Source organism: Streptomyces sp. Y2F8-2 (genome assembly GCF_014905555.1).
In the GTDB taxonomy this organism is placed as follows: Bacteria; Actinomycetota; Actinomycetes; order Streptomycetales; family Streptomycetaceae; genus Streptomyces; species Streptomyces cynarae.
This window is the reverse complement of record NZ_BNGS01000014.1, coordinates 106,790-125,063: the sequence shown is the minus strand read 5'-3', so window position 1 is coordinate 125,063 and position 18,274 is coordinate 106,790. Positions and strand designations below refer to the sequence as shown.

Sequence of the window (18,274 nt, the reverse complement as noted above, 5' to 3'; positions counted from 1 at the left end):
ATCGCTCCTGGACTTATGGGGAGATAAGGGGCGCACTGGGGCGTGAGCGTCCCTGGGGAGGGGTTATGGCATTCACATGTTCTCGGACGGTGTCAGACCCGGATGACCTGTGGGCCCAGCAGTGAGTAGCGGTGCGCCTCGGTCGTCGGCAGGAGCGTGCTCGTGACGATCGCCTCCAGCGCGCCGATCTCCGCGAACCGGCAGAAGCTGACCGCGCCGAACTTGGTGTGCACCCCCGCGAACACCGTGCGCCGGGACGCGCGGATCGCCTGGGCCTTGACCTCGCTGACCGCGGGGTCCGGCGTGGTCAGGCCGTGTTCGCGGGAGATGCCGTTCGCGCCGATGTACGCCAGGTCGATCACGAAACCGGCGAGCATCTTCGTCGTCCAGTGGTCGACGGTGGCGAGCGTGCCGTGCCGCACCCGGCCGCCCAGCAGCAGGACGGTGGTGTTCTCGGCCTCGGCGAGCGCGCCCGCGGTGGCCAGGGACGCGGTGACCACGGTCAGCGGCCGGTCCCGGGGCAGCGCCTCGGCGATGAGCTGGGGGGTGAAGCCCTCGTCGACGAAGACCGTCTCGGCGTCCCCGAGCAGCTCGGCCGCGGCGGCCGCGATCCGGCGCTTCTCGGGCACGTGGCTGGTGGCGCGGAAGGCGAGGGTCGTCTCGAAGCCGGCGCTCTCCACGGGGTAGGCGCCGCCGTGGGTGCGGCGGACCAGCCCGTGGTCCTCCAGGGCGCGCAGATCGCGACGTACGGTCTCCTTGGCGACGCCCAGTTCGGCGGCGAGCGTGGTGACGTCGACCGAGCCCGTGCGACGGGCGGCCTTGACGATCTCACGCTGCCGTTCCTCCGCGGTCCTGGCCGTCATCGCGCCTCCCGTCTCCGCTCAGGTGTGCCCGTTCGGGCCCGGTGGGGCCCATGGAGGATTTTCTACAGCGGGAGTGCGGCGCTGACCAGGTCTGTTACGCGATCGAGTGTGCCCGACCCCGCCCGTTCGGCGGCAAGCGTGACCGTCCCGGACCTGCGGTGAAGCGGGCCGGCCGGTGGGATCGGGCAGCCGCCGTGCCCGAAAAGCGGCGCGGGCGGGCCCGTTCGGTGCCCGCCCGCCCTTGGAGTGCGTCTCTCAGTACGGCCAGATCGGCGGGTCCGTGACGAAGTGGCCGCCCAGGTGCGCGTGCGCCGGGTTGTCCGGGTCCAGCTCGCCCTGCTCGGCGATGAGCTTCTCGGCGTACGGCTCGGAGTCGTCCTGCGGTTCGTAGCCGAGGGCCCGCGCGGTGGTCAGGTCCCACCACAGGCGGGTGTTGGCCGAGGAGCCGTAGACGACGGTGTGGCCGACGTCCTCGGCGGTCAGGGCCGCGTGAAAGAGGCGGGCGCCGTCCTCGGGGCTCATCCAGACGGAGAGCATGCGGACGCTGGTGGGCTCCGGGAAGCAGGAGCCGATGCGCACCGACACGGTCTCCAGGCCGTGCTTGTCCCAGTAGAACTGGGCCAGGTCCTCGCCGAAGGACTTGGACAGCCCGTAGAAGGTGTCGGGGCGGCGCGGGGTGTCGATCGGAATCAGCGGGTCGTCGCCCTGGGGGCGAGGGGTGAAGCCGACCGCGTGGTTGGAGGAGGCGAACACGATCCGGCGTACGCCTTCCTCGCGCGCCGCCTCGTACACGTTGTACGCGCCCTCGATGTTCGCCTTCAGGATCTTCTCGAACGTGGACTCCAAGGAGATGCCCGCGAGGTGGATGATCGCGTCGACGCCCCGTACGGCCTCGCGCACGGCGTCCTTGTCCGCGAGATCCGCGGTGATCGCGCCCGGCTCGCCCTCGATCGGCAGCAGGTCGAGGAGGCGCAGCTGGTAGCCGTACTGGGGCAGCAGTCCCCGCATCAGGGTGCCGAGTCCGCCGGCGGCGCCGGTGAGCAGAACGGTGCGGGGAGCGGGCATCCTCGGTCTCCTTGAGATCCACGGCCGCATTCGTGCACAGGATTCACATTCATGGACACGCTAAGGAGCGTCGGCCCGGCCCGTCAAGTGGGGCGCGGAAGTGCGGAATCCACCTCTGACTTGCCTGGTTGCGCGCTTGACCCGCCCCGAGGCGGCCCCATAGCGTGGATTCGTTCAGAAATATGGACACGGATCAGAAGCGTGCACCTATCCGGGGTGTGGTGGTCACCTGTCCGGGGTGTGGTCCACTCGGGAGCGCGCGTCGGTCCGCGTAGGAGCGCCTGTTCAAGGGAGAGCCCGTGACGTCAGCCCTTCTCGCCGCTCGACTCGGCATCCCGAGCGGGCCGCTGTTCTTCCCCGTCACCGCGTACGGGCCCGACGGCTCCCTCGCGCTCGACGTCTACCGCGCCCATGTGCGCAGGGGGGTTGAGGCGGGCGCCGCCGCCGTGTTCGCGTGCTGCGGCACGGGTGAGTTCCACGCGCTGACGCCCGAGGAGTTCGAGGCCTGCGTACGGGCGGCCGTCGAGGCGACCGACGGACGGGTTCCGGTCGTGGCGGGCGCCGGCTACGGGACCGCGCTCGCCGTGCGCTACGCGAAGCTCGCGGAGGACGCCGGGGCGGACGGGCTGCTCGCCATGCCGCCTTACCTGGTGGTCGCGGGCCAGGAGGGGCTGCTGCGGCACTACCGGGAGCTGGCCGCCGCGACCTCGCTGCCGACCGTCGTCTACCAGCGCGACAACGCCGTGTTCACACCCGGGACGGTGGTGGAACTCGCCCGTACGGACGGTGTCATCGGCCTGAAGGACGGGCTCGGCGACCTGGACCTGATGCAGCGCATCGTCAGCGCCGTGCGCAGCGAGGTCCCGGGCGACTTCCTCTACTTCAACGGGCTGCCGACCGCCGAACAGACCCAGCTCGCCTACCGCGGCATCGGCGTCACGCTGTACTCGTCCGCCGTGTTCTGCTTCGCCCCGGAGATCGCCCTCGCCTTCCACCGCGCGCTCACCTCCGGCGACGACACCACCGTGAACCGGCTCCTCGACGGCTTCTACCGCCCGTTCGTCGAACTGCGCTCCCGCGGCCGCGGCTACGCCGTCTCCCTCGTCAAGGCGGGCGTACGGCTGCGCGGACTCGACGTCGGCGAGGTGCGGCCGCCCCTGCACGAGCCGTCCGAGGACCACGTCAAACAGCTCGCCGCTCTGATCGACCACGGGCACGCGCTGCTCGAGGAGGGCATGTGAAGGCGTCGGCGTTCGTCTACCCCTGGGACGTCAACGGGGACCCCGAGGCCCCCGACCGCATCGCCGCGCTGGGCGTCCGGCAGGCGACCCTCGCCTCCGCGTACCACTCCACACGCGCCCTCACGCCCCGGCACCCGCACCACCGCATCGTGACCGCCCGCCATGCGGCCGTGCTCTACCCGGCGGACGCGCGCTGGGAGGGCCGCACCCTGCGCCCCTGGCCGGCCGGCGACTGGGCCCCGGGCGACGCCTTCGGCGAGGCGGCCCGCGCGCTCACCGCGGCCGGGCTCGAGGTGCACACCTGGGTGGTGCTGGCGCACAACTCCCGCATGGGCGAGGAGCATCCCGGCACCTCCGTGGTCAACGCCTACGGTGACCGCTATCCCTGGGCGCCGTGCATCGCGCAGCCCGCCACGCGCGCGTACCTCGTCGACCTGGCGGCCGAGGCGGCCGTACGGCCCGGCGCGCGCGGCACCGAGCTCGAATCGCTCGGCTGGTACGGACTGGCCCACCTGCACGCCCACGACAAGATCGGCGGCGTCACGCTCGGGGACGCCGGGCAGTACCTCATGTCCCTGTGCTTCTGCCCGAGTTGCCGTGAGGGCTACGGACGGCATGGTCAGGATGCCGGGGAACTGGCCGCGGCGGTACGGGCAGCGCTGGAGCCGGTGTGGCGCGGTGCGCCCTCCGACGGGGGCTGGGCGGGCGTCGAGAAGCTCCTCGGTGAGGAGAAAGCGGCCGCCACGCGCGCGTGGCGCGACACCACCGCCCGCACGCTCCAGGAGGAGGCCGTGGCAGCGGTCCGGGCGGCCGCGCCCGAGGGCTTCCAGGTGCTGCTGCACGCGGACCCGGTCCCGTACCACTGCGGCGCCAACGCAGGCGTCGACCCCGCGCACATCCTGTCCGTGGCCGACGGTGCGGTGGTGCCCTGCACGGGCGGCGCCGGCCTGCTGGCCCCGTTCGCGGAACAGAACCGGACGGGTGCCGTCCTCGCGGCCAACTTCACGGTGGTCTCCGGCATGGGCGGCAGCCCGGGGACACTCGCGCGGGACGCCCGGGGCGCCGCCGCGCTGGGCGCGAGCGAACTGCGGCTCTATCACGCCGGGTTGGCGTCCGACGGCGACCTCGACGCCGTACGGGACGCACTCGCGGGGCTCTGAAGCAGCGGCACCACCGCCACCGGCGCGACCAGGCCCAGCACCACCAGCACCGGCCGGTGGCCGACCAGTTCGACGAGCCCCGCCCCGACGGCCAGCCCGACCGCGTTCGGACCGAACAGCAGCGTGCTCGCCGTGGCGGCCGCACGGCCCAGCAGCGGCCCCGGCGTCTCCCGCTGCACCGCGGTGAACGCCGCGATCAGGACACACGGCAGTCCCGCACCGATGGCCGCGCTGCACACCAGCGCCAGCGGGTCGGACGGGATCGCCCTGAGCGCCACGCCGACGGCGAACAGGGCGATGCCGCAGGCCGCGAACCGGCGTTCGCCCAGGCGGCACAGGGCGGGGCCCGAGACCATGCCGATCAGCACCGAACCGGTGCCCTGGACGGCGAAGAGCACCCCGGCGTACGCGGGGGAGCGGCCGAGGCCGTCCACGACCGCGTAGACCATCGCGCCGTTGAGCCCGGCGAACAGCATGGTGGTCCCGCCCGCCAGGACCAGCGGCCGCAGCCGCTCGTGCCGCCACAGATGACGCGTGCCCTCGACGGTCCGGGCGCGCCACCCGGCGGTGGGCGGCTCCGGTCTGTCCTCGCGGACCCGCAGCAGCGCGTACAGGCCGGTGGCGAGCACGAACGTGACGGCGTCCAGGAACGCCACGCAGGGACCCCCGTACGCCGCGTAGATCCCCGCGCCGGCCAGCGGGGCGACGAGCTTCATGCCCTCCGTCGCCGTCATCCTCAGTCCGTTGAAGTCGCCGAGCAGCGAACCGTCGACGGCGGCGGCGACCACCGCCGACTCGGCCGCGTCGTGCACGATCCCGGCCGCCCCGTAGACGAACAGGACCGCGTACAGCAGCCACAGCCCGTCCCGGGAGTGGACGGTGAAGAGCGTCAGCAGGAGGGCCGCGAGGCCGAGATTCACGGCGATCAGCAGCGGCTTGCGGCGGACGCGGTCGGCAAGCGTGCCCAGGACCGGGCCGGCCAGGACCGGCGCCCACAGGGCGAGGAGGCACAGCGCGGCCAGGCCGTCCGAGCCGGTGAGGTCCTTGACCCACACGCCGGAGGCCAACCACAGCGCCGACGTGCCGAAGCCGGACACCACCACCCCGGCCAGACAGAGCCCCGCATCACGGTCGCGCAGCACGCGCGCCCCCGTCCATGTCGTCGTCATGCCCGGTCATCGTGGCTCTAAGGACACGGGGACGGGATCGGGCAGGTGCCTTAGAAGCGCCCGGGTCGGGGGCCGTGCCGGACGGAAATCTGTTGGAACATCGTCACTTGTGCCCCTGGGAGCGATACGCGTCGAGTGACCGCCCGTCACCCACACGATGCCGCAGCTCCCTTTGTCGGAAGCATTGACGAAACACAGGACCGCTCTTACCTTCGACGCGTCGTACTTCGTACGTCATATATGAGACGTGATACGCGAGATCAGATACGCGACATCACATACGCGACATCCGAGAGGCGCGCATGACCTCTGTGCCCACGCCGATCCCCTCCCGCACGCAGTACGTGCTGGAGGGGATCAAACACCGCATCCTCACCGGGCAGCTGACACCCGGTCAGGCCCTGGTGGAGACCGAACTCGCCGCACAGTTCGGGGTGTCCAAGACCCCTGTGCGCGAGGCGCTCAAGACCCTGGCCGGGACCGGGCTCGTCGTGATGAGCCAGTACAAGGGCGTCACGGTGCGCATGGTGGACGCGGACATGGCGCGCGAGGTCTACGACGTCCGGCTGCTCCTGGAGCCGGAGGCGCTGCGGCGCTCGGTGCGGCGCGGGGCCTCCCTGGACGCCGCGCGCGACGCGCTGAAGCGGGCCGACGAGGCGAGCGACACCGCCGAACGCTCCCTGGCCAACCGGGAGTTCCACCGCGCCCTGTACCTGCCGTGCGGCAACCCGCTGCTCGGCCGGATGCTCGACGAGGTCCGCGACCAGGCCGCCCTCGTCTCCGCCGTCGCCTGGGCCGCCGACCCCTCCTGGGAGCGGGAGGCCACCGAGCACCGGGAGATCCTGCGGCTCGCCCTCGGAGGCGACGCCGACGGGGCCGCGAGCGCCCTCCACGCCCACATCGCGTCGTTCGTGCGACGGGCCTTCCCCGCGACCGAAGGGGCGGAGCCGGAGGCCCAGGGAGAGGACGGTCAGGCATGACAACGACGTTCGAGACCCAGCGGACGGCATTGGCCGACGTGGTGGCGATCCCGGTGACCCCGTTCACCGAGGACGGCCGCGTGGACCAGGACGCCCACCGGGCCCTGCTGCGTCGCCTGCTCGACGGCGGGGTGAGGACCCTGACGCCCAACGGAAACACCGGCGAGTTCTACGCCCTCACCCCGGAGGAGCGGCGCCTCGTCACCGAACTGACCGTGCAGGAGGCGGGAGAGCGGGCCGCCATCCTGGTCGGGGTGGGGCACGACGTGCCCACCGCCGTGGCCTCCGCTCGGCACGCCCGCGAGCTCGGCGCCCGGATGGTGATGGTCCACCAGCCCGTCCACCCGTACGTCTCGGCCGCCGGCTGGGTCGACTACCACTGCGCGATCGCCGAGGCCGTGCCCGAACTGGGCGTCGTGCCCTACATCCGCAACGCCCAGCTGTCCGGCGCGCGGCTCGCCGAGCTCGCCGACCACTGCCCGAACGTCATCGGGGTGAAGTACGCCGTCCCGGACGCCGCGAAGTTCGCGGCCTTCGCCCGCGACGCCGGTCTGGACCGGTTCGTATGGGTGGCCGGCCTCGCCGAACCGTACGCGCCCTCCTACTTCTCGGCGGGCGCCACGGGCTTCACCTCGGGGCTCGTGAACATCGCCCCCTCCGTCTCGCTGAACATGATCGAAGCGCTTCGATCGGGCGACTACCCGGCCGCCATGAAGGTCTGGGAGCAGATCCGCCGCTTCGAGGAGCTGCGCGCGGCGAACGGCTCCGCCGACAACGTCACCGTCGTCAAGGAGGCCCTCGCCTCCCTCGGCCTGTGCCGCCGGGACGTGCGCCCGCCGAGCAGGGCGCTGCCCGAGGAGAGGCGTGCGGAGGTCGCCGCCATAGCCGCCGGGTGGTCCGTATGAAGAAGCCGGAACAGCTCAGAAGCCACCAGTGGTACGGCACTGACGGACTGCGCTCCTTCAGCCACCGGGCCCGCACCCGTCAGCTCGGCTATCTGCCCGAGGAGCACCTGGGCAAGCCCGTCATCGCCATTCTGAACACCTGGTCCGACATCAATCCCTGTCATGTGCATCTGCGGGATCGCGCGCAGGCCGTGAAGCGGGGCGTGTGGCAGGCGGGCGGCTTCCCGCTGGAGTTCCCGGTCTCCACGCTCAGCGAGACCTTCCAGAAGCCGACCCCGATGCTGTACCGCAACCTGCTGTCGATGGAGACCGAGGAGCTGCTGCGGTCCTACCCGGTCGACGGGGCCGTGCTGATGGGCGGCTGCGACAAGTCCACGCCCGCGCTGCTCATGGGCGCCGCGAGCGTCGACCTGCCCACGGTCTTCGTGCCCGCGGGGCCGATGCTGCCGGGCCACTGGCGGGGTGAGGTCCTCGGCTCCGGCACCGACATGTGGAAGTACTGGGACGACAAGCGCGCCGGCCTCATCGGCGACTGCGAGATGCAGGAGCTGGAGAGCGGCCTCGCCCGGTCGCCCGGGCACTGCATGACGATGGGGACGGCGTCCACGCTGACGGCCGCCGCCGAAGCGCTCGGTGTCACGATCCCGGGCGCCTCCAGCATCCCCGCCGTCGACTCCGGGCACGACCGGATGGCCGCCGCCGCCGGCCTGAGGATCGTCGAACTGGTCCACCAGGACCGGAAGCTGTCCGACATCCTCACCCCTGAGGCGTTCGAGGACGCGGTGACGACGGTCCTCGGGCTCGGCGGCTCCACCAATGCCGTCATCCACCTGATCGCCATGGCCGGACGGGCCGGGGTCAAGCTCACGCTCGACGACTTCGACCGCATCGCGCGCACGGTCCCCGTGCTCGCCAACGTCCGGCCCGGCGGCGAGCGGTACCTGATGGAGGACTTCCACTTCGCCGGTGGCCTGCCCGGGTTCCTCTCCCGGATCCCGGACCTGCTGCACCTGGACCGGCCGACGGTGTCCCACGACACCCTGCGCGAGCAGATCGCGGGCGCCCAGGTCCACAACGACGACGTCATCCGGCCCCGCGACAACCCGGTCGCCCGCGAGGGCGGCGTCGCCGTCCTGCGCGGCAACCTCTGCCCGGACGGCGCCGTCATCAAGCACATCGCCGCCGAACCGCACCTGCTGAAGCACACAGGTCCCGCGGTCGTCTTCGACGACTACCGGACCATGCAGCGCACCATCAACGACCCGGACCTCGGCATCACCGCCGACAGCGTGCTCGTGTTGCGCAACGCGGGACCCAAGGGCGGCCCCGGGATGCCCGAGTACGGGATGCTGCCGATCCCGGACCACCTGCTCAAGCACGGCGTGCGGGACATGGTGCGAATCTCCGACGCCAGGATGAGCGGCACGAGTTACGGCGCGTGCGTGCTGCACGTGGCGCCCGAGTCGTACATCGGCGGACCGCTCGCCCTGGTGCGCACCGGGGACAGCATCACCCTCGACGTCGAGGCCCGCACCCTTCGGCTCAACGTGGACGACGCGGAGCTCGGGCGCCGCAGGGCGGAGTGGACACCGCCGCCCGTGCGCTACGAGCGCGGCTACGGCGTGCTCTACGCCTCCCAGATCACCCAGGCCGACACCGGCTGCGACTTCGAGTTCCTGGCCCGGCCCGGTCAGGTCCCGGACCCGTACGCCGGCTGACACACCGCACGACCCCCGGGCCTGCTCACGCACCACCGCAGGTCCCGGGGTACCGAGCACCTCGGTACCACTGTCGAAGCGCTTCACCCATGCGTACCGTAGCGAGCGCTTCCTGTACTCGCTGACGGCTCCCTGCCTGACACGACCTTCCTGACCACGGGCAGCACCACCATGGCGCGACCATGAACTGACCCGGGAGGGGCAGCGCGTTGGGCCCGTTGGCCGGTCGGGAAGGTATCGATCGGGCAACGGGCCTCGCGCTCACGGTGGTGACGCGCGTAGAAAACCTGTCATGCATAAGCCACTTCGTATCGCGGCCCTCGTCGCCGCCTGTGCCGTCGCCGGCGGGGCGCTCTACGGCGCCGGCGCGGCCACCGCCGGTCAGTCGACGGCGAACTCCACCCACGAGCCCTACAACATCGGGCTCCTGGTGAAGGACATCGACACCTACTACGGCACCACGGCCGACGCCGACGGCGTCTACCAGGCGTCCCCGGACAGCCCGTACGCCAAGGACCTGGCCCGCATCGACGCCGACGCCAAGCGCTACATCGACAAGGCCGCCCGCAAGGCGCACCACAGGGGTGAGAAGCCGGCCGTCGTCTTCGACATCGACGACACGCTGCTGCTCAGCCTCGACTACGAGAAGCGCTACAACTACACGTACAACTCGGCGACCTGGGCCGCGTACGTGAACAAGGCGGACCGTCCCGCGGTGTTCGGCAGCCCCGATCTCGTCCGGTACGCCGCCTCCAAGGGCGTCGAGGTCTTCTACAACTCGGGGCTGAGCGAGGCGCAGCGCTCCGCCGCCGTCGAGAACCTGAAGAAGGTCGGCGCCGATGTGAACCTCGACGCCGACCACATGTTCCTCAAGGACGCGGCCAACCCTCCGTCCTACCTGAGCGGCTGTGCCGCCCCGGGTGCCTGGAAGTGCACCACCGTCCAGTACAAGTCCGGCACCCGCAAGCACATCGAGGAGGACCTCGGGTACGAGATCGTCGCCGACTTCGGCGACCAGTACTCCGACCTCGACGGCGGTTACACGGGCCGGACGTACAAGCTGCCCAACCCCACGTACTTCGTCAGCTAGGCCGCACCGGCGGGACCGACTGCAGGGTCGGCACCACCGGCTTGATCGTGCCGTCGGCCGCGAACTCCATGCGGTCGACGGTCGTTTCCCGGTGCATGCCGTCCCCGCCCGACTTCCCGGGGCCGTTCAGCGCGAACCGGTGGTAGACGATGTACCAGTCGTCGGTGCCGGGCACGTTCACCACGGAGTGGTGCCCGGTGCCGAGGATGCCGTACTCGGGGCGCTTGGACAGGATGGTGCCCCGCTTGGTCCACGGGCCGAGCGGGGACGGGCCGGTGGCGTAGGCGACGTGGTAGTTCTCGCTGCGCGTGTCGTCCTCGGACCACATGAAGTAGTACGTGCCGTTGCGCTTGATCACGAAGGAACCCTCACGGAAGTTCTCCGTGGTGATCTCCTTCACCTTGGACGCGTCGTACGACGCCATGTCCGCGTTCAGCGGGACGACGTACGCGTGGCCGTTGCCCCAGTACAGATAGGACTGGCCGTCGTCGTCCGTGAAGACCGCCGGGTCGATCATCTGGCCCTTCAGGCTCCCGCCCTTGGCGACCAGCGGCTTGCCCAGCACGTCCTTGAACGGGCCCGCGGGCGAGTCGGCCACCGCCACGCCGATCTGCTGCTCGGCGCAGAAGTAGAAGTAGTACTTGCCGTTCTTCTCGGCGATCGTCGGCGCCCACGCGTACGTGTCCGCCCAGGAGACGTCCGGGCCGAGGTCCAGGATCACGCCGTGGTCCTTCCAGTGGACCAGGTCCTTCGACGAGTACGCCTTGAAGCTGGTGCCGCTCCAGCCGTTGTAGCCGTCGCTCGTCGGGTAGATCCAGTACTGGCCGTCCAGGTAGGCGATGTCGGGGTCGGCGGTCAGGCCGGGCAGGACCGGGCTGCGGGTCGGCACCGCCTCCACCGTCCAGGTGCGCTTGGTGCCGTCGGCGGCCGTGACGCTGTACGTCTGCGGGGTGCGGAAGTCACGGCGGGTACCGGAGGGCGGGGTGATGGTCGCGCCCTCGCCCAGCCACAGCTTGGGAGCCAGGTGCCGCAGGTCCGCGCCCGGGTCCATCGGCAGGACCACCTTGCTCGACGCCTCGGTGACGATCGCGTACCCCTTCTGGCCGTGTGCCGTCGCGTCCACCACCGAGGTGCCGGTCGCCGGGTAGGCGGCCAGCAGCCGGTCGTACTCGGCCTGCGTCACCGGGAGCACGGTGCCGTGCCGGGGGCTCGCCGGCAGCTGGTAGTTCGTGGACGGGATCCACTTGCCCGAGTCCAGGTCGGTCGTCTCGAACGGGACGTAGCCCCGGCCGCCGTACTCGTCGATGAACAGGTACCACTTCTTCTCGGTGTTGGACTTGAACACCGTCGGGCCCTCGCCGCGGTCCATCGCGCCGCTGCCGATGCAGTCGGCGACGAAGTCGTACTTCGTCGAGGTCAGCGACGTCGACTTCTCCGCGGTGATGAACTTCGAGCAGGGGGAGCTGGAGGACGGGTCCCGCTCGTCCTTGGTGTAGCGGTAGTAGGTGTCCTTGTACTTGACCACCGTGGAGTCGATCACCGAGTAGCCGGGGTCGTCCCAGACCTTGGGCGCGCTGAAGGTGCGGAAGTCCTTCGTCGTCGCGTAGAGCATCTTGTTGTACGTCGAACCCGTGTGGTCCGGGTCGTCGTCGGCGTACAGCTTCGAGGCCCAGAAGACCACGTACTCGCCGAGCGAGTCGTCCCAGTAGGCCTCCGGCGCCCAGGTGTTGCCCGCGTTGTCGGGCGCGACCTTCACCAGGCGCTGGTCGGTCCAGTGGACCAGGTCGGTGGACTCCCAGATCATGATCGACTTGCTGCCGTGGCGCTGGACGTGGTCCCAGCTGCCACTGCTGTTCTTGTACATCCTGAGGTCGGTGGCGATCAGGTAGAACTTGTCACCCTTGGGGGAGCGGATGACGAAGGGGTCGCGCAGGCCCTTCTCGCCGATCGTGGACGTCAGCACCGGCTTGCCGCCGTTCAGCTCCCGCCAGTGCAGCGGGTCGTTGCCGCGGCTGAGCGCGTAGCGGATCTGCTCGCCGTCGGCAGTGCCCTCGCCGGTGAAGTAGGCGAAGAGGTAGCCGGCGTACTCGGGGTGGTTCACGGGCGGTGCTCCGGAGTGTGCGGGGCTGGGCGGCGCGGCGAGCAGGCCCAGCAGGAGGGCGAGGAGGGGGACCAGGAGCGTGCGGGCGGTGCGGGGTCGCATGACACATCCTGTGGAAGTCTGATGGATTCTGTTGGCTGCACTGCCATCGGAGTGTCACCAGTGGGGGACAGAACGTCAATCGGTGCGTGAGGGGTGCGGGGGACCGAAAATTTCGATCGCTTTCGGGCCTGGTGCGGCAACCCTCCTGGGCCACGGCGACGACCAGGTACTGCCCTCGCCGACCGGAACCGGCGGGGGCGTCCTCGTGCGCTCCTGCTCGCCGCTTGTTACGAGTCGCCGCTCGCGCCGTCGCCGTGCGCGGCGAAGCCGCCCTTCACCGCGAGGTGTTCACCACCCGCCGTCGCCGTCATCGTGTAGCTGTCGCCCCTGGCGTCACGGCCGCCGCGGTCGTGGTCGTACTGCCCCGCGAACACCCACTGGCCCGCGGGGACCGTACGGCCCTGATCGAGCACCCAGGTGTAGACGAGGAAGCCGTCCTTCTCGGCGACCGTGAAGGTGAAGTCCTGCTCCGGAAGCGACCGCCAGGAGCCCGTCGAGGACACCCCGCCGGTCTGCGCGACCTTCAGCTCGACGGTGAGCGAGGTGAGCCGCTCGCTGGTCTTCAGGGTCAGGTTGCTCTGTGCCCAGAAATCGTTGCTGTGCGGGTCCACCGAGCCGTCCGACCACAGCGGACCGTCCTGGACGCCGGAGGCGGCCGGCGGGGTGGTCGCGGTCGTGGGGGCCTTCGGGGAGGCCGACGCCGAAGGGCTCTGCCTGCCCGGGGCGTGGGACGCGCCCTTGCCCGGGGTCGGCCCCGCCGGGCCCACCGGTGCGCGGCTCGTCGCGGCCGGGGACGGGGTCGGCGTGGGCGAGACGGCGACCGTCTGCTGGGCGGGGGTGTCGTCCTTCACCGCCGAGGCGACCGCGTAGCCGCCCACCGCGAGGACGCCCGCGACCCCGGCCGTGGCGCCCATGACCCGCACCCAGCCCCACAGCGGCGGACGCGTGGCCCGGCGGCTCGGACGGAACGGCGCGGCCATGCCGCGCTCGACGCGGGCCAGGATGCGCGCGCGGTCGGGCTCATGCGCCTCGGCCGCCGCGTGCAGCCTGGCGCGCAGCTCGTCGTGCACGTCCCGCGGCGTAGTCATCGGTCCCTCCCTCCAGTGCGCACCACCGCGGCGTGAACGCGCCGAGGCGCCTCGACGGTGCCCAGGAGCCGCTGCAATTCGGCCATCCCCTTCGACGTCTGGCTCTTCACCGTACCCACCGAGATGCCGAGCGCGAGCGCCGTGTCCTTCTCGGAGAGGTCGAAGGCGTGCCTCAGCACCACGCACGCCCGTTTGCGGAACGGCAGGCGGCGCAGGGCCTCCTGGACGTCCACGACCGCCGGGACGTCCGGGTTCTCGGTCTTCTCCTCGCGCTGCGACCAGAAGAGGGTGATCCGGCGGCGTTCGCGCACCGCGCTGCGGATCCGGGTGCGGGCCAGGTTGGCGACCACCCCGCGCGCGTACGCCACCGGGTGGTCGGCGGCGCGCACCCGGTCCCAGCGGTGCCACAGCGCGAGCAGCGCGTCGGCCGCCAGATCGTCCGCGGCGTCCGCCTCACCGGTCAGCAGATGGGCGAGCCGGGCGAGTTCGGCGTAGTGCCGCTCGAAGAAGGCGTGGAACTCCACGGAGGCGGCGTCGTCGACGACAGTGCCCACGGGCGACCTCTCCTCGCTGCGGCTCCGGCACCTCTGCGGGCACCTGTGGATGTGATGTAAGTGCCATGTGGACGTCCGGAGTGCGGTCCGGGACGAGATCCGGAAGCGTAGCAGCGTTAGTACGAAGCTTCGAACGTCGTATGGCGGGCCGAATTCTCCGATTTCGTAACACGGTGAAAACCTGAAACGGGTTCACCACGGGAACAATCCAGCCAGCATCCCGCACCGGTTCAACAGGCAACAAGGAGTACTGCCATGCCCGACACACAGAAGGTGGCCGACCGGCCAAGTGCCGCGCCCCCGGCGGCCAACGGCCTCGACCGGTTCTTCCGGATCTCCGAACGGGGCTCCACCTTCGGTCGTGAGATACGCGGCGGCTTCGCCACGTTCTTCACGATGGCCTACATCCTTGTCCTGAATCCGATCATCCTGGGCAGCGCCAAGGACAAGTTCGGTCACCAGCTGGACACCGGCCAACTGGTCACGGCCACCGCGCTGGTGGCCTGTGTGATGACGATCATCATGGGTGTCGGCGGCAACCTGCCGCTCGCCATCGCCGCCGGCCTCGGCCTCAACGCCGTCGTCGCCTTCCAACTCGCTCCCCTGATGAGCTGGGCCGACGCCATGGGCCTCGTCGTCATCGAAGGCGTCCTGATCTGCGTCCTGGTGCTCACCGGACTGCGCGAAGCGATCATGAACGCGATCCCGCAGCAGCTGAAGCAGGCCATCGGCGTCGGCATCGGTCTGTTCATCGCGTTCATCGGCTTCGTCGACGCCGGGTTCGTCAGCCGCATCCCGGACGCCGCGAACACCACCGTGCCGGTGCAACTGGGCGCCGTGGGGCGCCTGACCGGCTGGCCCGTCCTGGTCTTCTGCCTCGGCGTGCTGCTCACCATCGCGCTGCTCGCGCGCAGGGTGAAGGGCGCCATCCTGATCAGCATCGTGACCATGACGGTCGTCGCGATCGCCATCAACGCAAGCGCCGACATCAAGAGCTGGGGCCTGACCACCCCGAAGCTCCCCGAGAAGGTCGTGGCGGCCCCCGACTTCGGGCTCGTCGGTCACTTCAGCCTGTTCGGCGCCTTCGGCGAAACGAGCGCCATCACCGTCGTCCTGCTGATCTTCACGCTGATCCTGTCGGACTTCTTCGACGCCATGGGCACCATCGTCGGCATCAGCGCGGAGGCCGGGCTGCTCGACGAGCAGGGCCAGGTGCCGGGCATCGGCCGGGTGCTGTTCATCGACGGCGCCGCCGCGATCGCCGGCGGCGTGGGCTCCGCCTCCTCCAACACCGCGTACATCGAGTCCGCCGCCGGCGTCGGCGAGGGCGCGCGCACCGGGTTCGCCAACCTGGTCACCGGCGGCCTGTTCGGCCTCGCGCTGTTCCTCACGCCGCTGCTGACCATCGTGCCGCTCCAGGCGGCGGCGCCCGCCCTCATCGCGGTCGGCTTCCTGATGATGACGCACGTCAAGCACATCGACTGGGACCGGTACGAGATCGCCATCCCGGCGTTCCTCACCATCGCCGCGATGCCGTTCACGTACTCGATCACCGACGGCATCGGTGCCGGCTTCCTGTCGTACGTCGTCATCAAGACGGTCCTCGGCAAGGCCAAGGAGGTCAACTGGCTGCTGTGGGGCGTCTCGGCGCTGTTCCTGGTGTACTTCGCGATCGATCCGGTGGAGCAGATCCTCGGCGTGCGGTAGTTCCCGCGGGACGCCGCATTCGACTGCGGCCCGGCCGCGGGCCGGGCCCCCGGCCGGGGTATCACCGGCCGGGGGCCTCCAGTGCTCAACTCTTGAGCGCCGCCTGCATCATGGCCTTGGCCACCGGAGCCGCCAGCCCGTTGCCGCTCACCTCGGAACGCGCCGCGTCCGACTGCTCGACCACCACCGCGACCGCGACCTCCTCGCCCGTCGCGTCGGACTTGCCGTACGCCGTGAACCAGGCGTACGGCACCTGGCTGTTGTTCTCGCCGTGCTGCGCGGTACCGGTCTTGCCGCCCACGGTGACACCCGGGATCTGCGCGTTCGTACCCGTGCCCTTCTCGACGACCGTCTGCATGGCGGACTCCAGCTGGGCCGCGGTCGAGGAGCTGACGATCCGCTTCGGTGACGTGTCGTTGTCGTAGTTCTTCAGCACATCGCCGCCGCTGTCGGTGATCTGCGACACCATGTGCGGGCTGACCAGCTCACCGCCGTTGGCCAGAGCGGCGGACACCATGGCCATCTGGAGCGGGGTCGCGGTCACGTCGAACTGGCCGATACCGGACAGGGCCGTCTGCGCCCGGTCCATCTTCGAGGGGTACACGCTCGCGTACGCCCGCACCGGCACGTCCAGCTGGTCGTCGTTGAAGCCGAACTTCTCGGCCATCGCCTTCACCTTGTCCTGACCGAGGTCGACGGCCATCTTCGCGAAGACGTTGTTGCACGAGTACTCCAGGGCCACCCGGATCGAGGCGTTCTCGCAGGGCGCGGAGGGGTTCTCGTTGGACAGGTCGTCGGTCGACAGCGGCAGCCGGTACGGGTTCGGGCTGACCGTCTTCTGGTCCACCGACGAATAGAGCCCGTCCTCCAGCGCGGCCGCCGCCACCACCAGCTTGAACGTCGATCCCGGTGGCAGGGGCTGGCGCAGCGCGCGGTTGGTGAGCGGTTTGTCCGGATCGGCGTTGAGCTGCCTCCAGGCGGCCCCGGCGGTGTTGGCGTCGGTCAGCGACGACGGGTCGTAGGACGGGGTCGACACGACAGCGAGGATGCGGCCGGTCTTCGGGTCGATCGCGACGGCGGCGCCCTTCTTGTCGCCGAGGGCGTCGTACGCCGCCTTCTGCACGTCCGGGTCGATCGTCGTCACCACGTTGCCCGGTTCGGCCCGCTGGGTGGTGATCGTGTCCATGACGGTCTTCAGACGGGGATCAGTGCCGTCGAGCAGGTCCTGGTAGATGCCTTCGAGTTGGGTGGGCGCATAGCTCTGCGAGGCGTAGCCCGTCACCGCGGCGTACAGCTTGCCGTCGGTGTAGGTGCGCTTGTACGCGAGGTCGCCGCCGGTCGTCCGGGCCGAGCCGGTGACCGACCTTCCGGCCACGATGATGTTCCCCAGCGGCTGCGCGTACGTCTCGATCGCGCCTCGCCGGTTGTCCTTGTCGTCCGCGAGCGCCTTGCCGTCGTAGAACTGCACCCAGGTGGCCCTGACCAGCAGAGCGAACACCAGGGCCAGCACGAAGACGGAGGCGCGTCTGATCGTCTTGTTCATCGCGCCAGGAAGACGAACGGGACGGGCCGGACCGTTCCCGAACGCCCCATTTCTCATCCCGCGCTCATGAACGGCTCAGGCGTCCGGCGTCAGCACGACCTCGACGGTTCACAGCCTCCGGGTGGCGAGCGTCAGACGGTCCCTCGCGTCGAACAGGGCGTCCTTGATCATCTGTTCGTGGGCCGGGGTCAGGCGGGCCACCGGGACCGAGCAGCTGATCGCGTCGCGGGCCGGGGTGCGGTAGGGGATCGCGACCCCGAAGCAGCGCAGCCCCAGCGTGTTCTCCTCCCGGTCCACGGCGAAGCCCTGCTCGCGGACCTGGTGCAGCTCCTCGATCAGCTTCTCACGGTCGGTGATGGTGTGTTCGGTCAGCGCCGGGAGCGTCTCCGGGAGCATCTTGCGGACCTGCTCGTCCGTGTACGTGCTCAGCAGCGCCTTGCCCAGCGACGTCGAGTGCGCGGGCAGCCGGCGCCCCACCCGCGTGAAGGGCCGCAGGTAGTGCTGCGACTGGCGGGTCGCCAGGTACACCACGTTCGTGCCGTCGAGGCGCGCCAGGTGGATCGTCTCCGTCGTGTCGTCCGACAGCCGGTCCAGGGTCGGGCGGGCCGCCGCCACCACCTCGTCGCCGTCGATGTACGACGTGCCGACCAGCAGCGCCCGCACCCCGATGCCGTACCGCGTGCCCGTCGCGTCCGTCTCCACCCAGCCCAGCTCCACGAGCGTGCGCAGCAGCATGTACAGACTGGACTTGGGGTATCCGACGGCCTCCTGCACGGAGGCCAGCGAGTGCATGCCGGGGCGGCCGGCGAAGTACTCGAGCAATTCGACCGTCCGCACCGCGGACTTGACCTGCGCCCCGCCGCCTGTCTCGCCTGCCGACATCGCCCTTGACCCCTTCGTTCGCCGGGAAATAGTCTCCGAGCAGCATATTCATCATCAGAGACAGCGTTCAGTATATCGAACGACTCTGATGGATGGCGTACGAACT

General features: G+C 70.4%; 15 protein-coding genes. 7 read left to right on the top strand and 8 right to left on the bottom strand.

Annotated elements, in window-relative coordinates; all coding sequences use genetic code 11:
- Positions 1 to 92: 92 nt before the first annotated feature.
- On the bottom strand, positions 93 to 863 hold the full coding sequence (locus tag SY2F82_RS35655; protein WP_200423247.1) for a DeoR/GlpR family DNA-binding transcription regulator: 771 nt from the start codon (positions 861 to 863) through the stop codon (positions 93 to 95).
- 255 nt (positions 864 to 1,118) lie between these two features.
- A complete protein-coding gene (locus SY2F82_RS35650; RefSeq protein WP_200423246.1) occupies positions 1,119 to 1,928 on the bottom strand; it encodes an NAD(P)-dependent oxidoreductase in 810 nt (269 codons plus the stop codon).
- Between the two features lie 299 nt (positions 1,929 to 2,227).
- On the opposite strand from SY2F82_RS35650, the gene SY2F82_RS35645 reads away from it, so the two are divergent.
- Both SY2F82_RS35645 and SY2F82_RS35640 read left to right on the top strand, forming a co-directional pair.
- Complete coding sequence (locus SY2F82_RS35645; RefSeq protein WP_200423245.1) at positions 2,228 to 3,169, top strand: 5-dehydro-4-deoxyglucarate dehydratase; 942 nt, start codon at positions 2,228 to 2,230, stop codon at positions 3,167 to 3,169.
- The gene (locus SY2F82_RS35640) at positions 3,166 to 4,329 is read left to right on the top strand and encodes a hypothetical protein (protein WP_200423244.1); all 1,164 of its coding nucleotides are present in this window, start codon (positions 3,166 to 3,168) and stop codon (positions 4,327 to 4,329) included. Before SY2F82_RS35645 ends, SY2F82_RS35640 begins: the two co-directional genes overlap by 4 nt.
- On the opposite strand, the gene SY2F82_RS35635 is transcribed toward SY2F82_RS35640, so the two are convergent.
- Positions 4,266 to 5,498 (bottom strand): MFS transporter, encoded by a 1,233-nt coding sequence (locus SY2F82_RS35635; RefSeq protein WP_200423243.1) that lies wholly within the window; start codon positions 5,496 to 5,498, stop codon positions 4,266 to 4,268. The genes SY2F82_RS35640 and SY2F82_RS35635 overlap by 64 nt on opposite strands.
- A gap of 302 nt (positions 5,499 to 5,800) precedes the next feature.
- Between SY2F82_RS35635 and SY2F82_RS35630 the strand changes: the two genes are divergently transcribed.
- From SY2F82_RS35630 to SY2F82_RS35615, 4 genes are all read left to right on the top strand, one after another.
- Entirely contained in the window at positions 5,801 to 6,478 is a 678-nt protein-coding gene (locus SY2F82_RS35630) for a GntR family transcriptional regulator (protein ID WP_200423242.1), read from the top strand.
- Positions 6,475 to 7,383, top strand: coding sequence for a dihydrodipicolinate synthase family protein (locus SY2F82_RS35625; protein WP_200423241.1), 909 nt, complete (start codon positions 6,475 to 6,477; stop codon positions 7,381 to 7,383). The genes SY2F82_RS35630 and SY2F82_RS35625 overlap by 4 nt, the downstream gene beginning before the upstream one ends.
- A complete protein-coding gene (araD, locus tag SY2F82_RS35620) occupies positions 7,380 to 9,101 on the top strand; it encodes an L-arabinonate dehydratase (RefSeq protein WP_200423240.1) in 1,722 nt (573 codons plus the stop codon). Before SY2F82_RS35625 ends, araD begins: the two co-directional genes overlap by 4 nt.
- A 292-nt stretch (positions 9,102 to 9,393) precedes the next feature.
- Positions 9,394 to 10,191 (top strand): HAD family acid phosphatase, encoded by a 798-nt coding sequence (locus tag SY2F82_RS35615; RefSeq protein WP_200423239.1) that lies wholly within the window; start codon positions 9,394 to 9,396, stop codon positions 10,189 to 10,191.
- Here the strand turns inward: SY2F82_RS35615 and SY2F82_RS35610 are convergent.
- From SY2F82_RS35610 to SY2F82_RS35600, 3 genes are all read right to left on the bottom strand, one after another.
- Positions 10,184 to 12,394: a family 43 glycosylhydrolase gene (locus SY2F82_RS35610; protein WP_200423238.1), complete on the bottom strand. Its 2,211-nt coding sequence runs from the start codon at positions 12,392 to 12,394 to the stop codon at positions 10,184 to 10,186. The genes SY2F82_RS35615 and SY2F82_RS35610 overlap by 8 nt on opposite strands.
- A gap of 227 nt (positions 12,395 to 12,621) precedes the next feature.
- Positions 12,622 to 13,482, bottom strand: a complete 861-nt coding sequence (locus SY2F82_RS35605; protein ID WP_200423237.1) for a hypothetical protein — start codon at positions 13,480 to 13,482, stop codon at positions 12,622 to 12,624.
- On the bottom strand, positions 13,479 to 14,036 hold the full coding sequence (locus SY2F82_RS35600; protein ID WP_200423236.1) for a SigE family RNA polymerase sigma factor: 558 nt from the start codon (positions 14,034 to 14,036) through the stop codon (positions 13,479 to 13,481). Before SY2F82_RS35600 ends, SY2F82_RS35605 begins: the two co-directional genes overlap by 4 nt.
- A 255-nt stretch (positions 14,037 to 14,291) precedes the next feature.
- Between SY2F82_RS35600 and SY2F82_RS35595 the strand changes: the two genes are divergently transcribed.
- A complete protein-coding gene (locus SY2F82_RS35595) occupies positions 14,292 to 15,743 on the top strand; it encodes an NCS2 family permease (protein ID WP_200423235.1) in 1,452 nt (483 codons plus the stop codon).
- A gap of 85 nt (positions 15,744 to 15,828) precedes the next feature.
- Here SY2F82_RS35595 and SY2F82_RS35590 read toward each other — a convergent pair whose 3' ends face one another.
- Together SY2F82_RS35590 and SY2F82_RS35585 are read right to left on the bottom strand one after the other, a co-directional pair.
- On the bottom strand, positions 15,829 to 17,286 hold the full coding sequence (locus tag SY2F82_RS35590) for a penicillin-binding protein 2 (protein ID WP_200423234.1): 1,458 nt from the start codon (positions 17,284 to 17,286) through the stop codon (positions 15,829 to 15,831).
- A gap of 108 nt (positions 17,287 to 17,394) precedes the next feature.
- Entirely contained in the window at positions 17,395 to 18,168 is a 774-nt protein-coding gene (locus SY2F82_RS35585; protein WP_200423233.1) for an IclR family transcriptional regulator, read from the bottom strand.
- Positions 18,169 to 18,274 lie beyond the last annotated feature (106 nt).

Excerpts from the sequence above, each read along its gene's own strand:
- SY2F82_RS35655 (WP_200423247.1), bottom strand. The coding sequence starts at position 863 with ATGACGGCCAGGACCGCGGAGGAACGGCAGCGTGAGATCGTCAAGGCC.
- SY2F82_RS35650 (WP_200423246.1), bottom strand. The coding sequence starts at position 1,928 with ATGCCCGCTCCCCGCACCGTTCTGCTCACCGGCGCCGCCGGCGGACTC.
- SY2F82_RS35635 (WP_200423243.1), bottom strand. The coding sequence starts at position 5,498 with ATGACGACGACATGGACGGGGGCGCGCGTGCTGCGCGACCGTGATGCG.
- SY2F82_RS35630 (WP_200423242.1), top strand. The coding sequence starts at position 5,801 with ATGACCTCTGTGCCCACGCCGATCCCCTCCCGCACGCAGTACGTGCTG.
- SY2F82_RS35625 (WP_200423241.1), top strand. The coding sequence starts at position 6,475 with ATGACAACGACGTTCGAGACCCAGCGGACGGCATTGGCCGACGTGGTG.
- araD (WP_200423240.1), top strand. The coding sequence starts at position 7,380 with ATGAAGAAGCCGGAACAGCTCAGAAGCCACCAGTGGTACGGCACTGAC.
- SY2F82_RS35615 (WP_200423239.1), top strand. The coding sequence starts at position 9,394 with ATGCATAAGCCACTTCGTATCGCGGCCCTCGTCGCCGCCTGTGCCGTC.
- SY2F82_RS35610 (WP_200423238.1), bottom strand. The coding sequence starts at position 12,394 with ATGCGACCCCGCACCGCCCGCACGCTCCTGGTCCCCCTCCTCGCCCTC.
- SY2F82_RS35605 (WP_200423237.1), bottom strand. The coding sequence starts at position 13,482 with ATGACTACGCCGCGGGACGTGCACGACGAGCTGCGCGCCAGGCTGCAC.
- SY2F82_RS35595 (WP_200423235.1), top strand. The coding sequence starts at position 14,292 with ATGCCCGACACACAGAAGGTGGCCGACCGGCCAAGTGCCGCGCCCCCG.
- SY2F82_RS35590 (WP_200423234.1), bottom strand. The coding sequence starts at position 17,286 with ATGAACAAGACGATCAGACGCGCCTCCGTCTTCGTGCTGGCCCTGGTG.
- SY2F82_RS35585 (WP_200423233.1), bottom strand. The coding sequence starts at position 18,168 with ATGTCGGCAGGCGAGACAGGCGGCGGGGCGCAGGTCAAGTCCGCGGTG.